The 19,231-nt window shown below is 64.6% G+C and carries 17 protein-coding genes; all 17 read right to left on the bottom strand.

Annotated elements, in window-relative coordinates; genetic code table 11:
• Positions 1–74 precede the first annotated feature (74 nt).
• A complete protein-coding gene (gene atpA, locus HWX03_RS32075; RefSeq protein WP_174432119.1) occupies positions 75–1,616 on the bottom strand; it encodes a F0F1 ATP synthase subunit alpha in 1,542 nt (513 codons plus the stop codon).
• Positions 1,617–1,660: 44 nt separating this feature from the next.
• On the bottom strand, positions 1,661–2,200 hold the full coding sequence (locus tag HWX03_RS32070; protein WP_126359026.1) for a F0F1 ATP synthase subunit delta: 540 nt from the start codon (positions 2,198–2,200) through the stop codon (positions 1,661–1,663).
• Between the two features lie 2 nt (positions 2,201–2,202).
• Positions 2,203–2,673: a F0F1 ATP synthase subunit B gene (locus HWX03_RS32065; protein WP_006751767.1), complete on the bottom strand. Its 471-nt coding sequence runs from the start codon at positions 2,671–2,673 to the stop codon at positions 2,203–2,205.
• Positions 2,674–2,802: 129 nt separating this feature from the next.
• Entirely contained in the window at positions 2,803–3,075 is a 273-nt protein-coding gene (atpE, locus tag HWX03_RS32060) for a F0F1 ATP synthase subunit C (RefSeq protein ID WP_021160442.1), read from the bottom strand.
• 75 nt (positions 3,076–3,150) lie between these two features.
• Entirely contained in the window at positions 3,151–4,002 is an 852-nt protein-coding gene (gene atpB / locus HWX03_RS32055; protein WP_050015830.1) for a F0F1 ATP synthase subunit A, read from the bottom strand.
• A gap of 110 nt (positions 4,003–4,112) precedes the next feature.
• Entirely contained in the window at positions 4,113–4,640 is a 528-nt protein-coding gene (locus HWX03_RS32050; RefSeq protein ID WP_175874015.1) for an ATP synthase subunit I, read from the bottom strand.
• A gap of 567 nt (positions 4,641–5,207) precedes the next feature.
• The gene (locus HWX03_RS32045) at positions 5,208–6,338 is read right to left on the bottom strand and encodes an SLC13 family permease (protein ID WP_175874014.1); all 1,131 of its coding nucleotides are present in this window, start codon (positions 6,336–6,338) and stop codon (positions 5,208–5,210) included.
• Positions 6,339–6,348: 10 nt separating this feature from the next.
• Positions 6,349–7,242: a ParB/RepB/Spo0J family partition protein gene (locus HWX03_RS32040; RefSeq protein WP_174388700.1), complete on the bottom strand. Its 894-nt coding sequence runs from the start codon at positions 7,240–7,242 to the stop codon at positions 6,349–6,351.
• Positions 7,243–7,273: 31 nt separating this feature from the next.
• Positions 7,274–8,053 (bottom strand): ParA family protein, encoded by a 780-nt coding sequence (locus HWX03_RS32035; protein WP_174388699.1) that lies wholly within the window; start codon positions 8,051–8,053, stop codon positions 7,274–7,276.
• A gap of 51 nt (positions 8,054–8,104) precedes the next feature.
• Entirely contained in the window at positions 8,105–8,791 is a 687-nt protein-coding gene (gene rsmG / locus HWX03_RS32030; RefSeq protein ID WP_175874013.1) for a 16S rRNA (guanine(527)-N(7))-methyltransferase RsmG, read from the bottom strand.
• Positions 8,788–10,758 (bottom strand): tRNA uridine-5-carboxymethylaminomethyl(34) synthesis enzyme MnmG, encoded by a 1,971-nt coding sequence (gene mnmG / locus HWX03_RS32025; protein WP_175823384.1) that lies wholly within the window; start codon positions 10,756–10,758, stop codon positions 8,788–8,790. Before mnmG ends, rsmG begins: the two co-directional genes overlap by 4 nt.
• A gap of 537 nt (positions 10,759–11,295) precedes the next feature.
• On the bottom strand, positions 11,296–12,051 hold the full coding sequence (locus tag HWX03_RS32020) for an ABC transporter ATP-binding protein (protein WP_175874012.1): 756 nt from the start codon (positions 12,049–12,051) through the stop codon (positions 11,296–11,298).
• Entirely contained in the window at positions 12,051–13,835 is a 1,785-nt protein-coding gene (locus HWX03_RS32015) for a branched-chain amino acid ABC transporter ATP-binding protein/permease (RefSeq protein ID WP_175874011.1), read from the bottom strand. The genes HWX03_RS32020 and HWX03_RS32015 overlap by 1 nt, the downstream gene beginning before the upstream one ends.
• 4 nt (positions 13,836–13,839) lie before the next feature.
• Entirely contained in the window at positions 13,840–14,895 is a 1,056-nt protein-coding gene (locus HWX03_RS32010; protein WP_175874010.1) for a branched-chain amino acid ABC transporter permease, read from the bottom strand.
• A 200-nt stretch (positions 14,896–15,095) separates the two neighbouring features.
• Positions 15,096–16,253 carry an ABC transporter substrate-binding protein gene (locus HWX03_RS32005; protein ID WP_174432111.1) on the bottom strand — a complete coding sequence of 386 codons (1,158 nt, stop codon included), beginning with the start codon at positions 16,251–16,253 and terminating at the stop codon, positions 15,096–15,098.
• Positions 16,254–17,313: 1,060 nt separating this feature from the next.
• The gene (locus HWX03_RS32000; RefSeq protein WP_175823388.1) at positions 17,314–18,291 is read right to left on the bottom strand and encodes a branched-chain amino acid ABC transporter permease; all 978 of its coding nucleotides are present in this window, start codon (positions 18,289–18,291) and stop codon (positions 17,314–17,316) included.
• The gene (locus HWX03_RS31995) at positions 18,291–19,175 is read right to left on the bottom strand and encodes a branched-chain amino acid ABC transporter permease (RefSeq protein WP_174432109.1); all 885 of its coding nucleotides are present in this window, start codon (positions 19,173–19,175) and stop codon (positions 18,291–18,293) included. The genes HWX03_RS32000 and HWX03_RS31995 overlap by 1 nt, the downstream gene beginning before the upstream one ends.
• Between the last annotated feature and the right edge of the window lie 56 nt (positions 19,176–19,231).

Genomic DNA, 19,231 nt, shown 5'->3' with positions numbered 1-19,231 from the left:
GGGGCTCATGCATCGCTCACCGAAGCGGCGCGGGCGCATCAGCCCCCGCGCGGCCTCAGTGTGTCACTCGCGGATCAATAGGCACCGGACTTCTTGAAGGATTCGATCGCCGCGCGCAGCGCGCCTTCGTCGTCCTTCGAGAGATCCTTGGTGTCTTCGATGCGCTTGATGAGGTCAGCGTGGCTGGTCTTCAGGTTGTCGCGCAGGCCCTTCTCGAACGGCAGCACTTGCTTGACGTCGAGATCGTCGAGGTAGCCGTTGTTCGCGGCATACAGCGACACGGCCAGTTCCCAGACCTGCAGCGGCTGGTACTGCGGCTGCTTCAGCAGTTCCGTCACGCGGCGGCCGCGCTCGAGCTGCTTGCGGGTCGCTTCGTCGAGGTCCGATGCGAACTGCGCGAATGCGGCCAGTTCACGGTACTGCGCGAGGTCGGTACGGATACCGCCCGACAGCTTCTTCACGACCTTCGTCTGAGCGGCGCCACCGACGCGCGACACCGACACGCCGGCGTTGATTGCCGGGCGGATGCCTGCGTTGAACAGGTCGGTTTCCAGGAAGATCTGGCCGTCGGTAATCGAGATCACGTTCGTCGGAACGAACGCGGTCACGTCGCCTGCCTGCGTTTCGATGACCGGCAGCGCCGTCAGCGAGCCGCTCTTGCCCTTCACTTCGCCGTTCGTGAACTTCTCGACGTACTCTTCCGACACGCGAGCCGCGCGCTCGAGCAGACGCGAGTGCAGATAGAACACGTCACCCGGGTAAGCTTCACGGCCCGGCGGGCGGCGCAGCAGCAGCGAGATCTGACGGTATGCCCAAGCCTGCTTGGTCAAGTCGTCATAGATGATCAGCGCGTCTTGGCCGCGGTCGCGGAAGTATTCGCCCATCGTGCAGCCGGCGTACGGTGCCAGGTACTGCATCGCGGCGGAATCCGACGCCGAAGCGGCGACGACGATCGTGTATTCCATCGCGCCCGTTTCTTCGAGCTTGCGAACCACGTTCATGATCGACGAAGCCTTCTGGCCGATCGCGACGTAGATACAGATCAGGTCCTTGCCCTTCTGGTTGATGATCGCGTCGAGCGCCACCGCGGTCTTGCCGCACTGACGGTCGCCGATGATCAGCTCACGCTGGCCACGGCCGATCGGCACCATCGCGTCGATCGACTTGATGCCCGTCTGCACCGGCTGCGACACCGACTTACGCCAGATCACGCCGGGGGCGATCTTTTCGATCGCGTCGGTCAGCTTGGCGTTGACCGGGCCCTTGCCGTCGATCGGGTTGCCGAGCGCGTCGACCACGCGGCCGACGAGTTCCGGACCCACCGGGACTTCCAGAATGCGGCCCGTCGTCTTGACGACGTCGCCTTCCGAGATGTGTTCGTATTCGCCGAGAATCACCGCGCCGACCGAGTCGCGCTCGAGGTTCAGCGCGAGGCCGAACGTGTTGCCCGGAAACTCGAGCATTTCGCCCTGCATCACGTCCGACAGGCCGTGGATACGCACGATACCGTCGGTCACGGAGATCACGGTGCCCTGGTTGCGAACGTCTGCGCTCGCTTCAAGGCCCTGGATCCGGCTCTTGATCAGCTCGCTGATCTCAGAGGGATTGAGTTGCATTATTCGCTCCTGATAGTCAATTCTGTTGCGTGCCGGCGTGGCGCTCAGGCGGTCAAGGCAGCCTGCATCGATGCGAGACGCGCGCGAACCGAGGTGTCGAGCACTTCGTCGCCGACCGTCACGCGCACGCCGCCGATCAGCGACGAATCGACTTCGACCGTCGGTTTCAGCTTGCGCTTGAACTTGCGTTCGAGGCCAGACACGAGGCTTTCGAGATCCGAGCCGTTCAGCGGGAACGCGCTCACGATCTCGGCGTCGGCTGCGCCTTCACGTTCGTTCTTGAGCGCCTCGAACTGCTCGGCAATTTCCGGCAGCAGCGCGATGCGATGATTGTCGACCAGCATCTGCACGAAGTTCTTCGCTTCGGCGCCGGCCGCGACCGGCGACTTCACCGCCGCAAGCAGCAGCTCGGCTACTTGCGTGCGCGTCACCTTCGGGCTCGACGCGACCGACAGCACTTCCGGCAGACGCGCAACCTGGGCCAGCTCTTGCACGAGCGTGGACCAGGCGGCGATGTCACCTCCCTCGGCCACGCGGAACAGCGCTTCTGCGTAAGGGCGGGCGATGGTTGCAAGTTCGGCCATGATCAGAGCTCGGCTTTCAGTTGATTCAGCAGTTGGGCGTGGGCCGTTTGATCGACTTCGCGCTTCAGGATCTGCTCGGCGCCCTTCACGGCCAGCGAGGCGACTTCGCCACGCAGCGCTTCGCGCGCCTTCACGATTTGCTGTTCTGCTTCCGCCTTCGCCTGGGCGACGATGCGGGCGGCTTCAGCCTGGGCGTTGGCCTTGATTTCCTCGGCGACCGCCTGCGCACGCTTTTCAGCGTCGGCGATGCGCTGCTGGCCGTCGTTGCGGGCCTGCGCGAGTTCCTGGTCCACGCGCTTGTGCGCTGCGTCGAGTTCCGCCTTGCCCTTCTCGGCGGCGGCGAGGCCGTCGGCGATCTTCTTCGAACGTTCGTCGAGGGCGTTGATCAACGGCGGCCACACGAATTTCATCGTGAACCACGCGAGGACCAGGAACACGACCATTTGCGCAAACAGAGTTGCGTTGAGATTCACGGTGTTTCCTTATCTGCTATTCCGGAAAAATGAAACGGTAAGGCGCTCATCGAGTTGCATTCGATCAGCGCCCCAAGTCTCCGTTCCGCCCTGCGCCGGCTCACGCCGGACGCATATTTCCGAGGAACCTTAGCCTGCGACGAGCTTCGACAGGAGCGGGTTCGCGAACGCGAACAGCATTGCGACACCCACGCCGATCAGGAATGCAGCGTCGATCAGACCAGCCAGCAGGAACATCTTCGTTTGCAGCGGGTTGATGAGTTCCGGCTGACGTGCGCAGGCTTCGATGTACTTGCCACCCATCAGCGCGATACCGATACAGGCGCCGATTGCACCCAGGCCGATGATGATGCCGATACCGATGGCGGTCAGACCCTGGATGTTGGCGATGTAAGCTTGCATGATCACTCCTTTGTGAAAAGACTTGGAACTGAGATTTAAAAAACTAAAACGAAGACTCTTTCTTGCACGCCACGCTTAGTGCGTGTCGTGCGCCTGGCCGAGATACACCAGCGTCAGCATCATGAAAATGAATGCCTGCAACAGAACAATCAGGATGTGGAAGATTGCCCAGACGCTACCCGCGATCACATGACCAACGAAGCCGAGGAACGTTGCGTCGCCACCGAAGCTCCACATGCTGCCGAGCAGGGCGATCAACAGGAACAACAGCTCACCCGCGTACATGTTGCCGAACAGCCGCATACCGAGGGAGACGGTCTTTGCGAGATATTCGACGATGTTGAGCGCGAGGTTCGGGATCCACAGCAGCGGGTGGGCGCCGAACGGGGCCGACAGCAGCTCATGCACAAAGCCGCCCGCGCCCTTGATCTTGATGCTGTAGTAGATCATCAGGACGAACACGCCGAGCGCGATGCCGAGCGTGCCGTTCAGGTCGGCCGTCGGGACGATGCGATGGTGGGAAATCACGTCCGACAGACCGAGCAGGCCGATCACGCGGCCCGGCAGGTCGACCGGGAGGAAGTCGAGGGAGTTCATCAGCGCGACCCACACGAACACCGTGAGGGCGAGCGGCGCGATGAAGGTGCGATTGCCGTGGACGATGGCCTTCGACTGGTCTTCGACCATTTCGACGAGCATCTCGATCGCGCACTGGAAACGGCCCGGCACGCCCGACGTCGCCTTGCGAGCGGCCAGACGCAGCAGGAGGATCGTCACGATGCCGCAGACGATCGACCAGAACAGCGTGTCGATATTCCAGACGTGGATGTCGAAAATCGACGTCTGATGCGAGGTGGAGAAATTCTGCAAGTGGTGCGCAATGTACTCGGACGGATCCGGACCACGCGTGCCTTCGCTAGCTGCCATATCGTTAATGCCACCCAAATTGTCGAAAATCGTTTTGCCCCGTTCCGCAACACGCTATTGCGGGAACGGGCCGGTGCGGTTCGTTGTCGAAACCGCACGCTGCTTGTTCCTTACCGCCAGGCCAGCGCGATCCAGTACGTCTTCAGCACGACGAGGTACGTGACGAGGAACGGCACCCAGTGCACGCCGGCCCAGCCGAACGCCACTGCGGTGAACATCCCGACCGTCAGAGCCAGTTTCAGGGCTTCGCCCATCACCCAGCTCATCACGGTGGCCGAGCCACCTGCCTTCAGTCGTGCCACGAATACCGCACTGGGCACCCAGCCGATCGCTCCGCCCAGAAACGCGGATTGCGCAGCGGCGCCCGGCGACTTCGAAAACAGCCACCACGCCAGCGTTGCAACCAGGGACAGGACCACTTGCGCGAACACCACCTTGTAGGGGGTCACGCGCGAGGGCTTGCTCACGTTCGGACCGAACAGCCTTTCGGCCTCGGTCCGCGTCAGCGGAACGATGTTGTCATCTTCTTGCTGCTCGACATCCCAGTCATCGTCGGATTCACGCCGCTCGCCGGCCGCCGAAGCGGTGCGTTGCGTGCGCTGATCATCGTGCCTGTCGTTCGGCGCCTGACCCGCCATCGCAATCTTCCGCAGAATCCTTGAACCCGACCCCAAGCTTTCTGAAAGCTTTCAGGGGTGCCTAGCTAACAAATCCGGGCGATTGTAAGCGATAGTTGCAAGTGATTCAAGGCTTTAGACGCGACAAAAACCTGCATAAAACGACGCCTCATGATGTGAAAAAACACCCGATTCGACGACGTACGATGACAGTTGTAAGGTCGGTTTTTCGCACCGGCATTTCTTGCGTGAAAAAGTCCGGTGATGGAGGAAATGCGGGGAAACGATGGCCGCTGCGGGCCAGGAGGAAGCGGCGCGATCGCCGCCGGGAATTCGCTGCAATTCAGCGATCGGGAATGACTCGGCGCGACACACTGGAACAAGCAAAACGCCGCGACCGAACCACCGCGCACGGCGCGCGAAATTCGCCCGGATGCTCGCGCATCGATTCATCCAATCAGTTGTCACGCCGCCACAGATGTTCGACTGTGGATTGCAGCGCTTATCAACAGCCCTCGATCACCGCGAACGCTGTGCGCCCTGCCCGCCACCCGAACGGCACGCCTGTGCCGCATGCGCCGGCCTCGCTCAACCGTGCATGAGCAACCACGCGCCGAACGCCGCGCTCACCAGCGCGAACGGAATCGAAACGAGGTGGAACGGCAGCCACATGCGCGGCTCCTTCGCGAGACGCACCGCGATCAGGTTCGCGAGCGAGCCGATCGCGAAACCGAAGCCGCCGACCGATACACCGAAGGCAAGCGCGCGCCAGTCGTGCGTGAACTCCGACAGCAGGATCGCGGCCGGCACGTTGCTGATCACCTGAGACAGCACGGCGCCGGCGGCATAGACGCGCAGCGGCGAATCGAGTTGCGCGTGTGCAATCGCGTCGTGCACCACGGGCAGCGCAGCCGCGCTGCGCAACACGACGAACATCAGCACGAAGATCAGCAGCAGCAGCCAGTCGATCTTCAGGACTGCGTCACGTTTGACGGCGAGCAGCACGATCGCGACACCGACGAGGCCCGGCAGCGGATGGTGCGCATCGGCGAGCAGCACGAACGCGGCGAACAGCACCGCCGCGATCAGCGCGTGCATGCGTTGGACGGGAAAAGCGGCAGCGTCGCCGGACAGGTCGAGCGGCTTCGCGCGAAACATCAAGGCGGTCAGCACGAACAGCAGCGCCATCAGCGCGAGGGCGAGCGGCCCGAGCGCGACCACGAAGCGGCCGAACGACACGCCGCTCAATTGCCACAGGAAAAGATTCTGTGGATTGCCGAGCGGTGTCGCGACGGACCCCGCATTGACGGCCAGCGCGACGACGATCACGAGCCGCCGGAACGGCAGCGGTGTCAGCGCGCGCAGCGACACCATCAACGGCACGACGACAAACAGCGCGACGTCGTTGGTGAGCCACATCGACAACACCGCGGCGAAGCCGACGAGCAGCATCGCGAGCCCGCGCTCGGAATGCACGTGATGCACGATGCGATGCGCGAGCCACATCAGGCAGCCGGACAGCTCGAGCGCCTTGGTCAGCATCAACAGGCCCGCGAGCGTCGCGACCGTCTGCCAGTCGACGCGATCGGCAAGTATCGAAAATGGTTGCGGACGCACCCATTGCAGCACGATCAGGCCAAGCGCGAGCACCGACAGTACCGGTTCCTGCGCAAGCCAGCCGAGCCACCGGCGCGGCGCCGGTGTGCCCATCTGTTCCATGGGTTGCCCGTTACTCTTCGGTCGCGACGTTGCCGCGCAGTCGCGCGAGAATACCCTCGAGCGCGTCGAGGTTGCCGAAGTCGATCAGCACCTGCCCTCGCCCGCGACGGCCGAGCTTGATCTTCACCGTCGACGCGAGCAGGTCGGACAACTCCTCTTCGAGGCGACGCGTATCGCGACCGCCATCGTCCTTCGCACGCGCCTTCACGGCCGGCGCTTCCTTCGTCGTGTGCGCGACGAGCTTCTCGGTCTCGCGCACCGACATGCGCTTGTTGACCACCTGATGCGCGAGCGTGATCTGCGTGGCCGCATCGACGGCGAGCAGCGCACGCGCGTGCCCCATGTCGAGATCGCCGGCCAGCAGCATCGTCTGCACCGGCGACGCGAGATTCAGCAGGCGCAGCAGGTTCGATACCGCGCTGCGCGAACGGCCGACCGATTCAGCGGCCTGTTCGTGCGTGAAACCGAATTCGTCGATCAGGCGCTGGATGCCGTGCGCCTCTTCAAGCGGATTCAGGTCCTCGCGCTGGATGTTCTCGATCAGCGCCATCGCGGCGGCAGCCTGATCGGATACGTCCTTCACGAGCACCGGCACTTCATCGAGGCCGGCCAGGCGCGCCGCGCGGAAACGCCGCTCGCCCGCGATGATCTCGTATTTGTCTGATGAAATGGGCCGTACCAGGATCGGCTGCATCACGCCCTGGGCGCGAATGCTTGCCGCGAGCTCCTGCAGGCTGCCCTCGTCCATCCGCGTGCGCGGCTGGTACTTGCCGGCCTGCAGCTTGCCGAGCGCGAGCGTGTTCGGTGCCCCTTCGATCTTCACCGCTTCGGTGATATCGGCACTGCCGCCGAGCAGCGCTTCGAGGCCACGTCCCAAGCCCTTCTTCTTTGGTACCGCGTTCATGTCTTTCTTCCTCGCTTCGCTCATGTCCGGATCACGACACCTCGAACGCGCGCACGCGCTCGATCATCTCTGCCCCGAACTGGATATACGCCTGCGCACCGCGCGAACTGCGGTCGAACACGACGCCCGGCAACCCGTAACTCGGCGCTTCCGCCAGGCGCACGTTACGCGGAATCACCGCGTCGAACACCTTGTCGCCGAAGTGCGCTTTCAGTTGATCGGAGACTTGCTGCTGCAGTGTGATGCGCGGATCGAACATCACGCGCAGCAAGCCGATGATCTTCAGGTCGCGGTTCATGTTCGCGTGAACCTGCTTGATCGTGTTGACGAGGTCCGACAGCCCTTCCAGTGCGAAGTACTCGCACTGCATCGGGATCACGACGCCATGCGCCGCGCACAGCCCGTTCAGCGTCAGCAGCGACAGCGTCGGCGGGCAATCGATCAGCACGAAATCGTAGTCGTCGGCCACGTGCTCGAGCGCGGCCTTCAGGCGGCGCTCGCGGTTGTCGATGCTGATCAGCTCGATCTCGGCGCCGGACAGCTCGCGGTTCGCGGGAAGCACGTCGTAAGTGACACCTTCCGGACGCACGCGCGCGTCGGTCACCGACACGCCGTCGATCAGCACTTCGTACACGGTCGCTTCGCAGGCGGCCTTGTCGATCCCGCTGCCCATCGTCGCGTTGCCCTGCGGGTCGAGATCGATCAACAGGACTCGTTGCTCCTGCGCTGCAAGGCTTGCGGCGAGATTGACCGATGTCGTCGTCTTGCCGACGCCCCCCTTCTGGTTCGCAACGCAGAAGATCTTTGCCATCGTTGGTGTGTTCCCTTTACCTTCAAACAAACGGCGCGCTACTGCGCGCCTTCAATTCGCGTCGTCGACGGCCACTTCGAACAGATGCCGCTCCGCATCGAGCATCGGCACCGCCAGCCGGATCGTCTGCTTCACGCGGCTACCTTCCGGCAACCGCGCAATCTCGTCGTCCGGGTGAACGCCCTTCATCGCCCAGATCGACCCGCCCGGCGCAACCAGATGTCGAGCAAGTTTAACGAAGTCGGACAGGTCCGCGAAAGCGCGGGATACGATCATGTCGAATTTTTCCGGCACGTCGACACCCGGCTGCAGCGATTCGACCCGCCCGGTGACGACCGACAGGTTCGCGAGCTTCAGCTCCGCGCGCATCTGCGTCTGGAAGGCAGACTTCTTCTGCACGATATCGTTCAGCGTGATCTGCCAGCCCGGCTCGACGATCGCCAGCACGATACCGGGCAGCCCGCCGCCCGAGCCGACGTCGAGCACACGCGCCGCTGCACGGCCGCGCAGATGCGGGACGATGGAAAGCGAATCGAGAATGTGCTGGATCAGCATCTGCTTCGGGTCGCGGATCGCGGTCAGGTTGTAGACCGCGTTCCACTTGCCGAGCAGCGCGACATAGTCGAGCAGCTGGTTGCGTTGTGTATCCGTCAGCGTGAGGTCGAGTGCCGCCGTACCTTCGACGAGCATCTGTTCCAGTACGTCCCGATTAACCGCCGGCGCGCGACGCGCCGTCATTGTTGCGTCGGGACGCTGCCGTCCCCCTGCTCCGCGGCCTCTGCGGCCGTGCCGTTACGACGGCCCAGGCCGCGACGCTTCAGGTGCACCATCAGCAGCGAGATGGCCGCGGGCGTGACGCCCGAGATGCGCGACGCCTGCCCGATCGTTTCCGGCCGGAACTCGTTGAGCTTCTGGCTCACCTCGAACGACAGACCGCGGACTTCGCGGTAGTCGATGCCGTCCGGCAGGCGCGTGTTCTCGTTCGCGTCGTTGCGCTCGATCTCGGATGCCTGACGCTCGATATAGCCCTGATACTTGATGGCGATCTCGACCTGCTCCTTGATCTGCTCGAGCAGCACCGGATCGTCCGTCAGCGGCTCCGCAGGGCCGCACTCGCCGCCCTTCAGCCCGCACACGCCGTCGTAGCTCACGCCCGGGCGCCGCAGCAGCTCGGCGAGACTGTATTCGTGATCGATCGCCTTGCCGAGCAGCGCGGTCGCCTCTTCCGCCGGCAGCGTCTTCGGCGTGACCCACGTCGACTTCAGGCGTTCGGTTTCACGTGAAACAGCGTCGCGCTTCCGGCTGAAGGCGTCCCAGCGCGCGTCGTCGACCAGCCCCAGTTCACGGCCGATCTCGGTCAGGCGCATGTCGGCGTTGTCTTCGCGCAGGCTCAGGCGATACTCGGCCCGGCTCGTGAACATCCGGTACGGCTCGGCCACGCCGCGCGTGACGAGATCGTCGACCAGCACGCCCAGATAGGCCTGGTCGCGACGCGGGCACCATGCATCCTTCTCTTGCACGTAGCGGCCCGCATTGAGGCCGGCCAGCAGACCCTGCGCAGCCGCTTCCTCGTAGCCGGTCGTGCCGTTGATCTGGCCCGCAAAGAACAGCCCGTTGATCGCCTTCGTCTCGAGCGACGCCTTCAGTGCACGCGGGTCGAAGTAGTCGTACTCGATCGCGTAACCGGGGCGCAGGATGTGTGCATTCTCGAGGCCGCGCATCGAATGCACGAGCTCGAGCTGGACATCGAACGGCAGGCTCGTCGAGATCCCGTTCGGGTAGAACTCGTTGGTCGTCAGCCCTTCCGGCTCGAGGAAGATCTGGTGCGATTCCTTCGACGCGAACCGGTGGATCTTGTCCTCGATCGACGGGCAATAGCGCGGCCCGACGCCTTCGATCACGCCTGTATACATAGGCGAACGGTCGAGACCGCCGCGAATGATGTCGTGCGTGCGCTCGTTCGTATGCGTGACCCAGCACGGCAGCTGCTGCGGATGCTGCTCCGCGCGGCCCAGGAACGAGAACACGGGAATCGGATCGAGGTCGCCCGGCTGCTCGTCGAGCTTCGAGAAGTCGATCGTGCGGCCGTCGATACGCGGCGGCGTACCGGTCTTCAGGCGGCCCTGCGGCAGCTTCAGCTCCTTCAGGCGCGACGACAGCGACACGGCCGCCGGATCGCCAGCGCGACCGCCTGTGTAGTTGTTCAGGCCGACGTGGATCTTGCCGTCGAGGAACGTACCGGCCGTCAGCACGACTGCGCGAGCGCGGAAGCGGATGCCGATCTGCGTGACGGCGCCCACCACGCGGTCGCCTTCGACCATCAGGTCGTCGACGGCCTGCTGGAACAGCCACAGGTTCGGCTGATTTTCGAGCCGGTGGCGGATCGCGGCCTTGTACAGGATGCGATCGGCCTGCGCACGCGTCGCGCGCACGGCCGGGCCCTTCGACGAATTGAGGATCCGGAACTGAATACCGCTTTCGTCCGTCGCGGCGGCCATTGCGCCGCCCAGTGCGTCGACTTCCTTGACCAGATGGCCTTTGCCAATGCCGCCGATCGACGGATTGCAGCTCATCTGCCCAAGCGTTTCGATGTTGTGGGTCAGCAGCAGTGTCTTTGCGCCCATACGGGCGGACGCCAGCGCGGCTTCCGTGCCGGCATGACCGCCGCCGACGACGATGACGTCAAATTCTGTGGGAAAAAGCATGGTGGATTCCGTACGCAGAGCTGCGCACGAACCTATCAGAGAAATGTATGGGCCGAATTATAGCGGGTTCGCTTTTCACCCGAAGGCCGTCCGAATGGTAGGGTCTGTGCATTTCGGCATTTTTTTAGGTGGGGACAGGCGAATTGCCGCGCCGGGTCTGCTTCGGCGGTGCGTACGAGCGTTCAACGCACATCGTCCTGCCTGTGCAAAAGCCGGGTTGATAGTCGCGCCCGCAAGTGTGGAACCCTAAACTGACCCATGCCTGTGCCAAGCCCAACACTCCGACCCCGACACCCTGTGCCCTCTTCCTCACAGCATTTCTGTCGGTTGTCCCGGGACTTATCCACTGAAGTGCGACGCATCGTCGGCCTGTGGAACAAGCCTGAGCAGCGCCGCACAGAGCTTCCGACTATTCCGGCGCGACTTATCCCCCGGTCCCGAACCGGCGATGTATCGAGCCTCCTCGCGACCTCGCAAACAAAAACGGCGTGTTTCACGTGAAACACGCCGCCCGTTTCCCGCCCACCGCCCCAACAATCAAGCCGTCTTCTTCGCCAACCCGAGATATGTCTCGATCACACGCGGGTTCTGCGCGAGCTCGGCCGCCGGCCCTTCCAGCGCAAACTCGCCCGTCTCCAGCACATAGCCGTAGTCGGAGATCTGCAGCGCCGCCCGTGCGTTCTGCTCGATCAGCAGCGTCGCAACGCCGGTGCCGCGCAACGCGCTGATGATATGAAAGATCTCCTTCACGATCAGCGGCGCCAGCCCGAGGCTCGGCTCGTCGAGCATCAGCAGGTCGGGCTTGCCCATCAGCGCACGGCCGACCGCCAGCATCTGCCGCTCCCCGCCGGACAGCGTGCCGGCCGCCTGCCTGCGGCGCTCCTTCAGCCGCGGAAACAGCGCGAACACGTGATCGAGCTGATCGAGGAAATTCGCTTCCCCAGCCAGCTTGCGCCGATATGCGCCCAATATGAGGTTGTCCTCGACCGTCATCGTGCTGAACAGCTCGCGCTTCTCCGGTACGAGGCACATCCCGCGTGCGACGCGCTGCTCGACCGGCAACGCGCCGACATCGTTACCGCGATACACGACCGCGCCCGACGCGTGCCCCGTTACCGGCAGCGCCCCCATGATCGCGTTCAGCAGCGTCGATTTACCGGCGCCATTCGGGCCGATCACGCTGACGATCTGCCCCGCCCCGACCTTGATTGCGGCACCGTGCAGCGCCTCCACCTTCCCGTACCGCACCGCCAGCCCGCGCACTTCGAGAATCGGCATCGTCGTGTCCGTCATCACTCCACCCCGCCCAGATACGCTTCGAGCACGGCCGGGTCCTGCTGCACATCCTGCGGCAGCCCTTCCGCGATCCGCGTGCCGAACTCCATCACCACCAGCCGGTCGGTGAGGTTCATCACGAAATCCATGTCATGTTCCACGAGCAACACGCTCATCCCTTCGGCCTTCAGCCGCCGCAGCAGATCGGCGAGTTGCTGCTTCTCCTGGTAACGCAGGCCCGCGGCCGGCTCGTCGAGCAGCAGCAACGTCGGATCGCAGCACAGCGCCCGTGCGATTTCGAGAATCCGCTGCTGACCGAGCGCGAGGCTGCCCGCTTCGTCGTACATGTGCTTCTCGAGCCCGACGCGGCGGATCTGGCGCGCGGCTTCGGCCAGCAACTGCGCTTCCTCGTGTGCATTGAGCCGCGCGATGCTGCGCCACACGCCCGTATGACCGCGAAGATGGGCGCCGATCGCGACGTTCTCGAGCACCGTCATCGCCGGCAACAGCTTCACGTGCTGGAACGTGCGACCGATGCCGCGGCGGACGATCTGACGCGACGTCAGCCCGTCGATGCGCTCGCCACGAAACGTGATCGCACCGCCGGTCGGCTTCAGCACGCCGGTCACGAGGTTGAACGTGGTCGATTTGCCCGCGCCGTTCGGGCCGATCAGCCCGATGATCTGCCCGGCTTTCACGTCGAAGCTGACGTCGTTGACGGCCACCAGCCCGCCGAACTGCTTGCGTGCGTTGTCGACGACGAGCAGCGGCTCGCCGGCCACGGGCTTCGCGCGCTGCGGCAGCGGGTCAGCCTGCTCCGGCACATGCGCGCGCGGCCCGCGCGGGAACAGCTTCGCGACGAACGGCCATACGCCCTGGCGCGCGTACTGCAGCAGCAGCACCATCAGTACGCCGAACACGATGATCTCGAAGTTGCCTTCCGAACCGAGCAGCTTCGGCAGCAGCGTCTGCAGGTAGTCCTGCAGCACGGTGAGGATCGCCGCGCCGAGCACTGCGCCCCACACGTGCGACACGCCGCCCACCACCGCCATGAACAGGAATTCGATCCCGTGGTTCAGGCCGAACGGCGTCGGGTTCACCGCGCGCTGCAGGTGCGCGTACAGGAAGCCCGATACCGCCGCGAGCACGGCCGCGTAGACGAAGATCACCACGCGCATCCACGCGGTGTTCACGCCCATCGCCTCGGCCATCACGCCGCCGCCGCGCAGCGCGCGAATCGCGCGGCCCGGGCGGCTGTTGAGCAGGTTCTGCACCGACACGATCGCGGCCAGCACCACCGCCCAGATCAGGAAGTACAGGCTGCGGCCGCTTTCGAGCGGGATGCCGAACAGGTTCAGCGCCGGAATTCCGTTGATCCCGTCGTACTTGCCGAGCAGTTCGAGGTTGCCGAACAGGTAGAACAGCGCGAGGCCCCACGCGATCGTGCCGAGCGGCAGGAAGTGCCCGGACAGCCGCATCGTCACGGCGCCGAGCACGAGCGCGACGAGCGCCGTCAGCACGACGCCGACGATCAACGCGAGCCACGGCGACACGCCGTACCGCGTCGTCAGGAGCGCGGTCGCATACGCGCCGATGCCGACGAACGCGGCCTGCCCGAAGCTCGTCATCCCGCCGACGCCCGTCAGCAGCACGAGCCCGATCGCGACGATCGCATACAGGCCGATGTAGTTCAGCAGCGTGATCCAGTACTCGGGCACCTGCAGCGCGCCGGGCAGCACCGGCAGTGCGAACAGCACCACGAGAAACAGCCAGAAGGTCTTGTTGCGTACCATCGTCTTCATCGCGTCACTCCTCTTCCTCTTCCGCATGCGGCGTCACGAAGCTCCGCCACAGCAGCACCGGAATGATCAGCGTGAACACGATCACCTCCTTGTATGCGCTCGCCCAGAACGACGAATACGATTCGAGCACGCCGACGAGCAGCGAGCCGGCGGCCGCGAGCGGGTAGCTGACGAGCCCGCCGATGATCGCGCCGACGAAGCCCTTCAGGCCGATCAGGAAGCCCGAGTCGTAGTAGATCGTCGTCAGCGGGCCGACGAGGATCCCGGACAGCACGCCGAGCCCGGCCGCGAACGTGAACGCGAGCCGCCCGGCTTCGGTCGTGCCGATGCCGACGAGCTGCGCACCGAGCCGGTTCACCGACGTCGCGCGCAGCGCCTTGCCGGCGATCGTGCGGCCGAAGTACACGTAGAGCGCGCCGATCAGCACGAGCGCCGTGACGACGACCAGGATGCTCTGCACCGACACCGTCATGCTGCCGACCGCGAGCGACGCGTCCGAGAACCCGTTGGTGCGCGAGCCTTCCGCGCCGAACATCACGAGGCCGAGGCCGACCATCGCGAAATGGACGGCGACCGACACGATCAGCAGCAGCAGCGTCGTGCCTTCGGCGATCGGCTGGTACACGAGCCGGTAGACGAACGGCCCCATCGGCACGACGATCGCGAGCGTCAGCGCGATCTGCGCGAGCATCGGCATCGGCTGCGCGGCAAAGCTGCGCGTGATCGCGAACACCGCGAGCGGCAGCAGGATGTAGCGGCTGCCGAGCGTCGCGAGCGTGCGGCCGAGCTGATGGCGGCGTTCGCGATGCCGGATCAGGCCGCCGGCTTCGAGCAGGAAGCACGCGATGCCCATCACGAACAGCAGCCAGCAGGTGGCGGGGAATTTCTGCGCCTGCAACGCGGCCAGCGTCAGCGCACCGTAGGCGACGAATTCGCCCTGGGGAATGAAGATCACCCGCGTGACGGAAAACACCAGCACGAGCGCCAGCGACAACAATGCATAAATGGCGCCGGTCGTGATGCCGTCTTGCGCGAGGATCGCCGCAATCGAGAGATCCATACGTTTCGTGTATCGAGAGAATGCTGCGGAGAAACGAAAGGCGGAAACGGCCGGAGCGCGCGCGACGCGATCGGCACGTCGCGCGCCATGCGGCGGGCCCCGGTGGTTCCAGGCGGCACGGGTGCGGCCCTGGGGCACACTACCCTGCCGACGGCACACGCGGCGCCATTCGCGCCGCGCACGCCGGTTTCACGTGATGCTTACTCGGCCTGCAACTTCCACTTGCCGTCGACGATCTGCACCATCACGCGCGCACGCGTGTCGAAGCCGTTGTGATCGGTCGCCGTCATGTTGATCACGCCGTGCGAGACGGGCAGGTCCTTCACGCTCTCGAGCGACGCGCGCAGCGCTTCGCGGAACGCCTCGGTGCCCGGCTGGCCCTTCTTCAGCGCTTCCGGGATCGCCCGCTGCAGCAGCAGGCCCGCATCCCACGCATGGCCGCCGAACGTCGCCAGCGAACCGGCGCCGTACGCCTTCTCGTACGCGGCCTTGTAGCCGAGCGCCGGCTTCTTCACCGGATTCGAATCGGGCAGCTGGTCGGTCACGAGCACGGGGCCGGCCGGCAGGATCTCGCCTTCGCAATCCTTGCCGCACACGCGCAGGAAATCGTTGTTCGCGACGCCGTGCGTCTGGTACACCTTGCCCTTGTAGCCGCGCTCCTTCAGCGTCTTGGCCGGCAGCGCCGCCGGCGTACCGGAGCCCGCGATCAGCACCGCATCCGGGTTCGAGCCCAGCAGCTTCAGCACCTGCCCCATCACCGACGCATCGGTCCGGTTGTAGCGCTCGTTCGACACCAGCTTCAGCCCGTTCTTCGCGGCCGCCGCGTCGAACGTCTTGTACCAGCTGTCGCCGTACGCGTCGGCGAAGCCGATGAAGCCGACCGTCTTCACGCCGTGCTTCGCCATGTAGCCGGCGATCGCGTCGGCCATCAGCTGGTCGTTCTGCGGCACCTTGAACATCCACGCGCGCTTCGCGTCCATCGGCGCGATGATCTGCGCGCTGGCCGCGAGCGAGATCGTCGGCGTCTTGCCCTGCGACACGGGATCGAGCATCGCGAGCGAGTTCGGCGTGACGGACGAGCCGATGATCGCGTCGACGTGGTCCTCGTCGATCAGCTTGCGCACGTTCTGCACCGCGCGGCTCGTGTCGGAGGCGTCGTCGAGCACGATGTACTGGACGCTCTTGCCCGCGATTTCCTTCGGCAGCAGCGCGATCGTGTTCTTTTCCGGAATCCCGAGCGAGGCGGCCGGCCCGGTGGCCGACAGCGTCACGCCGATCTTGACCTGCGCCGACGCCGTGGCCGCCGCACACACGAGGCCCGCGGCAAGCAGGGCCTCCATCCATCGATTCATCTTCATTTTCGTTGTCTCCAAACGCTGCTCGAAAAAACCACGGGTCGCTCGGGCGACGCCCGGCCCCCCAAACAAGTTAATAATTTAACTATCTCGCCTGACCGCGCCTACGCTCGTTTTCCCGCGACACGCCGCCACGCGCCGCGCACCGATTGAAACGGCCGTTCGGCCGTCACGATGCGCAGCAGCGGTGTCGTCAGGATGAAGAAAGCGAAGAAATGAGGAAGCGCGCGGAAGAACGTTGCGCGCGCATCGATGGTCGGCACGCATGGCGAGCGATGAAACATCGGGAAGCCGGCCACTCATGCGAGTGTGAACGCGAATGCGGATGCAGATACGGATGCGAGCGCAACGACCCGCACTGGCGCCGGGACGCGCATACAGGCCGCGGAGCGGCTCGGGAATGCCGCGATGACCCGTCGCCCACCCCAAGACGAACAAACGGCGCCCGCCGCCTCTCCTGCCCCGATCCATTGTGCTGCGCTGCTCATCCAACCGTACTCCCTCTTCTGCATTGTGCTTGTAGGAGAACTGCCGACCGATTTTCCCGACCGCACGGTCGGCGAAAGCCGAGTGTAACGGACGCATTTCGCGCACGCCAACCGGGTAAGCCCGGAGCGCCTGTGCAGGATGGCGCATCGGCTGCGAACGGATCGCGGGAAAGGGAAAAACGGGGGACGCGGCGAAGCGCGGAAAAGACGCGGTGCGAATGCAAACGCGGAAGGTGGCCGTCACGCGGGCCGATGCACCATCGAGGGAATCCGTGCACGCAAATGAAAAAGCGCTGTTGGATTCCGTCCAACAGCGCTTTGGGGTCCGGGCACTTTGTGCCTCGATTGTCTCCTCGTTCTCCACCTGCAAATTCGTTTCGCGGTGCATCAGAACTAGGGTGAATCTTAAAGAGGCTTAAGCACCACGACAACTTAGCATTTACCCCTATGGTGCATCGCCGCACGAAAATGGGGCACCAGCCTGCCGCGCGACGCCGGCCCGAACCCGCTGCGACGCCCTTCCCGGGCGGGCGAGATGGTGCTTCGCATCAACGCGGGCGACGCGCACGGCATGCTCACGACGAGGCCCTGAGCGGCTTGATCCGCGCGACCATCTCGCCGACGATGCCGCGCCGGAATGCCAGCACGCAGGCGATGAAGATCAGCCCGGTGACGATCGTCGTCGATTCGCCGAGCGAATGGAACCACGCGACGCCCGTCGTCGACGCGAGCCATTCGCCGATGTCGCCGAGCCGGTCTTCCAGCGCCACGATCAGCGCGGCGCCCAAGAGCGGCCCGAACAGCGTGCCCATCCCGCCGACCAGCGTCATCAGCACGACGAGGCCCGACATCGTCCAGTGCGCGTCGGACAGCGTCTCGAAGCCGAGCACCAGCACCTTCAGCGAACCGGCCAGCCCCGCGAGCCCGGACGACAGGATGAACGCGAGCAGCTTGAAGCGGTCGGTGTCGTAGCCGAGCGAGATCGCGCGCGCTTCGTTTTCCTTGATCGCGACGAGCACCTGGCCGAACGGCGAGTGCACGATCCGCACGATGAACGCGCACGCCGCGACGATCACCGCGAGCACGACGTAGTACAGCGCGACGTCGTTCGACAGGTCGACGAGCCCGAACAGGCGCCCGCGCGGCACGCCCTGCAGGCCATCCTCGCCGTGCGTGAACGGCGCCTGCAGGTAGATGAAATAGACCATCTGCGCAAACGCGAGCGTGATCATCGCGAAGTAGATGCCCTGCCGGCGAATCGCGAACAGGCCGACGACGAGCCCGAGCAGCGTCGCGGCGAACGTCCCGACGAGCACGCCGAGCTCGGGCGTGAAGCCGAGCGTCTGGATCGCATAGCCGGTCGCGTAGCCGGCGGTCGCGAGGAACATCGCATGGCCGAACGACAGCAGCCCCGTATAGCCGATCAGCAGGTTGAACGCGGCCGCGAACAGCGCGAACGTGAGCACCTTCATCACGAACACCGGATACGCGCCGATGAACGGCGCGGCGAACAGTGCGGCGAGCAGCACGCCGTAGAGCACTTTTCTCTGCATCATTTTTCCTTGCCGAACAGGCCCGCCGGGCGGATCAGCAGCACGATCGCCATGATCACGAACACGACCGTGGCCGATGCTTCCGGATAGAACACACGCGTGAAGCCCTCGATCACGCCGAGCAGCAGCCCGGTGATGATCGAGCCGAGAATCGAGCCCATCCCGCCGATCACGACCACCGCGAACACGGTGATGATCATCGGCTGGCCCATCAACGGCGACACCTGGATCACCGGCGCGGCGAGCACGCCCGCGAACGCGGCGAGCGCGACGCCGAAGCCGTAGGTGAGCGTGATCATCATCGGCACGTTCACGCCGAACGCCTCGACGAGCTTCGGGTTCTCGGTGCCCGCGCGCAAATACGCGCCCAGGCGCGTCTTCTCGATCACGAACCAGGTCGCGAGACACACCGCGAGCGACGCGACGACGACCCACGCGCGATAGTTCGGCAGGAACATGAAGCCGAGATTGGTCGCGCCGGACAGCTGCGACGGCACGTCGTACGACTGGCCGGACGATCCGTAGACCGACCGGAACACGCCTTCGACGACGAGCGTGAGGCCGAACGTGAGCAGCAACCCGTACAGATGATCGAGCTTGTACAGCCAGCGCAGCATCGAACGCTCGACCGCGATCCCGAACGCACCGACGATGAGCGGCGCGAGCACGAGCATCGCCCAGTACGGCAGCCCGAAATACGACAGGCCCATCCACGCGAGCATCGCGCCCAGCATGAACAGCGCGCCGTGCGCGAAGTTGATCACGTTGAGCAGCCCGAAGATCACCGCGAGCCCGAGGCTCAGGATCGCGTAGAACGAGCCGTTGACGAGCCCGAGCAGCAACTGGCTCAGCATCGCCGGCAACGGAATGCCAAAGATTTCCATCGACTTAGCCGTCAGAATGAGTTTCGTTGCGTACGCAACGTTCATGCAGCGCGCAT

Source organism: Burkholderia sp. BCC0397 (assembly GCF_902832865.1).
Lineage (GTDB): Bacteria > Pseudomonadota > Gammaproteobacteria > Burkholderiales > Burkholderiaceae > Burkholderia.
The sequence above is the reverse complement of the archived record's forward strand: the minus strand, read 5'-3'. Positions and strand labels throughout refer to the sequence as shown.